The sequence below is a fragment of the Tardiphaga sp. genome, from assembly GCF_044340795.1.
Taxonomy (GTDB): domain Bacteria; phylum Pseudomonadota; class Alphaproteobacteria; order Rhizobiales; family Xanthobacteraceae; genus Tardiphaga.
This window is the reverse complement of the sequence record NZ_JBIISY010000405.1, coordinates 1-3,404: the sequence shown is the minus strand read 5'-3', so window position 1 is coordinate 3,404 and position 3,404 is coordinate 1. Positions and strand designations below refer to the sequence as shown.

The following is a 3,404-nucleotide window of genomic DNA, read 5'->3' as shown; positions in this document are numbered from 1 at the left end:
CTTCTCCCGTATCATCGTGAGCAACCGGGGCTGGTCTTGCACGATCTGCACACCTTTCTGCTGCCCATGAGACCAAGCGATCGACGGCGCGAAGGGATTTCTTGTGATACGGCCTGTTGAGAGTGTTTTTGTCTACGTCGGCGCGACGAAGTACCTCACGCCTAGATAGTTTGAACTGCTTCGGCCCATCACCTCGATCGACAATGTAGCGGCAGCGCCCTGTCAATGCGTCCGCCGTCCCTCTAATTTCGCGCCGAATCTGGACGATCGTCGCGGAGAGCTTCCGCCTAATTTTCTCGCGTTGCGCCGCCGCATTGGCCTGCTGCAAAGACAGTTCTGGTTCGCTCATGCGGCTTTGCTGATCAGGGCAAGGAAGCGATCATCATTGCGATAGTGATCCTTGATTTCAGGAAAAATTTCAACTTGATCGAGGATCTGAGCAGCGAAGAATTTCCGCGGCAAATCGAGTTTGTCCACGATGGCCTCGTGGTAGTGGTCGAACAGGTCCTCAATAGTCTCGTAGACCTCGTCGATCCGGAGCGACAGGTCCAAGCGAAAGCGGCACTTGGATTGGCATGCTGCGGGATCGATCTGGCGACCGCCAACTGCGCAAAGACCCGTCTGCTCCAATGCTCGAATGCAAACAACGCCAGGATAGATAATCTTAATGTCCATTGCGCCATCCAGCAGCTTCGCGGTCACGAACTGCATGAGGGTAACGCGTTGGGCCCGTTCGTTGAAAGGGATGTTCAGCTCGTCAAAGAAGCGGTCTCGTTGGGACCGGAGGGTGGCCGATGCAGGTCCGGCACTCCGGTCGAGATCCTCGACAATGTTGAGGGCGACTTCGACTCGACGCTCGCCGAGCATTTCACGCAAGTCCGCGAGAATACCCGGGTCCGCCAACAGATAGCGCATGGTCGTCATAATGTCGGAGTGACCGAACATTTCCATGACCAGCATAGGAGCGCCGGTGAGAGCCAGCAAGGCGAGTCGGGCTATCGTTTTTCGGTACCGATGCGGATGTGCTGTACCATCGTTAAGGTGGGCTAGGCCGTGTCGCTCTGCGAACTGGGTACAACGATAGTGGGGGCTGATGCGGGCCACGCCAGCACTCGTTCCGCTCATGCTCCACCAGAAACCGTCGCTGTCACGCGGCCCTAGCACTTCCGCCAATTTTGCCTGAGTTTTGAGCCAGCCGACGACCTGCGCGGGTATAGGCCAATTCCGTTTATCGCCGAGGGAGGTCCGAGACGGTTTCATCGTCCGGCCTTCGACGATGCCAAACTCGTCCACCGTGCCAGCTTCCCTTAAAACGACCGAGCGCTTGAGCGAAAGGACTTCGCTCTTCCGTCCTCCGGACAGCAATAGAAGAATGTGTAAAATTGAGTCAACGTGCCGGCTGATCAGACGTTCAAGCTCGTCCCATTTTGTCGGCGGGAACACTAGACAATCGCAAGTAAATGGTATTTCAGTGAGCGGCGACCCATCAGATTTAGTCCATTTGAAGTCCGCGAGCTTCTGTTTCCACGCCTCGGTGCGCGCTAATCGTACAGTCTGGGGTTTCGGCGCACCTTTTCGTCCGCGAGGAAACCATTCTGCGCGATTTTCTTCCATATCTGGATGATTTTCGAAAATGGTGGCGAGATTGGGACCGATTTCATTCAGGTAGAAGTAGCACCGACGACCCATTTCCGTGACGTATCTGTCAGATAAAGGGAGGTATGTTACATCACTGGGAGGAGCTTCGATTTCATTGGAGTAATTCTCGTGATCATCGAAGGCATCAGAAATATCATCGGCGATAAAGGCGTCGCCTCCACTATTGCCTGCCGATGGAAGAGACTGTCCAGGGTAGTCAGCAATGAAGCCTCGGCGCCCATATTCAGCGAGCCCTTGCAGGTGCGTCAATAGTCTAGTGGTATGCTTTTTACGCCCCTTCGACGCTGCATCGAGCAATTCATCCCAATCAGTGGCGCTGAGTGACGCAAAAGAAAACTTTCCACGAGCAATCATATCGCCAGCAAACTCGTTCAGAACGCTCTGTCTCGCTTTCAGTCCAGGCAAGCGAATAGGGTTCTTGATCGGCGCCACCATCGATAGCACAAGAAAGCGCTTGATCGTGTTTAGCAGTCCATCGCCTCCCAGCGCTCTCAGGTCGCAGGGTAGGCGATGACAAATGCTGCGTTGGGATGGTTGAAGATGTGGCATCAATTCTTCTGGCCACAGCCAATCATCGTCGCTCATTTTGCTGCCGGGGTGTGTAGCAGTCGGTAGGGTGATGATTGCGTTTTCTGGGATAGCCAGATTTGCGTCCGATAGTCTATCGAGCGCTAATGCCTCCTCCTGAAGGAATACCTCATGGCAATAGTCCAGAAAGAGGTCGATCTTCATGCTACGATCCCTCGATTAGCTAGCCTTCGGGCGCCTACGGAGGCGGTGCCAAACATTGGCCGAGGCGGGCGCGCCTTTACTGCCTTGATGGCATCAGCTTGCACCTTGGGCGCGTACTGCCTGAAAATTTCTTCGGCTGCCTCGAGCCGCTCCCCATAGTCGCTTTCAGTCCATGCAATGATATCAATCGAGGATTTGAGCTGCTCAAGCCGGGATATTTCTCGCGCCACATAGATTGCTGTATCAAATGTGGGGTAAGCCCGACTGCACCCATCATAGCAATTCTGCACAGTGCACATCTCTCCGTGTCGGTGGGATGGGTCGATATGGGCATCCGGCTTTGTTGGATCCGAGCACTGCATGCCTTGGGCGGATATGGAGGTGCCTGACGCCAGTGTGCCACCCTCTTCCTCCGTTAGGCGGCCGCTGGAAACCAAGCTTCGGATGATATCGGGAGCAGTCGACTGACCAGTCTGGAATTGCCGCAATAGTGCTCCGCCCAGATCGAGCCAGTCACGACGATGCCTAGACCGTCGCTTTTGATTGGCGATATAGGTGATCAAGGAGGCGAAATCGCTGTGGCCTAGCGCGATCTTCGTCAGGATGAGATTGGCCCCGGACTTCTCGTACGCGAAGATTGCCCAAGCCCGGCGGGTCATACCCTGACTTAGCTTTACCGGATCCCCGTTTGAGCGCTTGACGCCGGATGTGGCGAGAGCTGCGTTGAGAGTGGGCCAGTCGATTGCCAGTTCGGCGATCGAGCCATCATCTTGGACCACGAGCCAGGCCCTGTTCTGAAGGTCACGAAGCCGAGGCAGAGTTTGGCGAAGGGCCATGCGCTCCTGGGCGCTAAGTCCGCTAGACTTGTCCCGAATGGTCGCTTCGATAACGTGAATGCGCTTTCCGAGTGCACAGCGACATCGCAGTTGAAGGGTCAGCGACATCGTAGATGACGTGTGGGGGGAAGCGGAGGCCGGGCGTAGCCCGGACGTAGCTTCCCCCCACACGGGCGC

3 protein-coding genes are annotated in these 3,404 nt (G+C 55.7%); all 3 read right to left on the bottom strand.

The features are described from left to right. The coding region (locus ACIQ17_RS32320) for a hypothetical protein (RefSeq protein ID WP_398473641.1) at window positions 1-349 on the bottom strand (349 nt) is incomplete at its 3' end. Further along, on the bottom strand, window positions 346-2,391 hold the full coding sequence (locus ACIQ17_RS32315) for a site-specific integrase (RefSeq protein ID WP_037516073.1): 2,046 nt from the start codon (window positions 2,389-2,391) through the stop codon (window positions 346-348). The genes ACIQ17_RS32315 and ACIQ17_RS32320, both read right to left, overlap by 4 nt. Continuing rightward, a complete protein-coding gene (locus ACIQ17_RS32310) occupies window positions 2,388-3,170 on the bottom strand; it encodes a hypothetical protein (protein ID WP_398473640.1) in 783 nt (260 codons plus the stop codon). The genes ACIQ17_RS32315 and ACIQ17_RS32310 overlap by 4 nt, the downstream gene beginning before the upstream one ends. Between the last annotated feature and the right edge of the window lie 234 nt (window positions 3,171-3,404).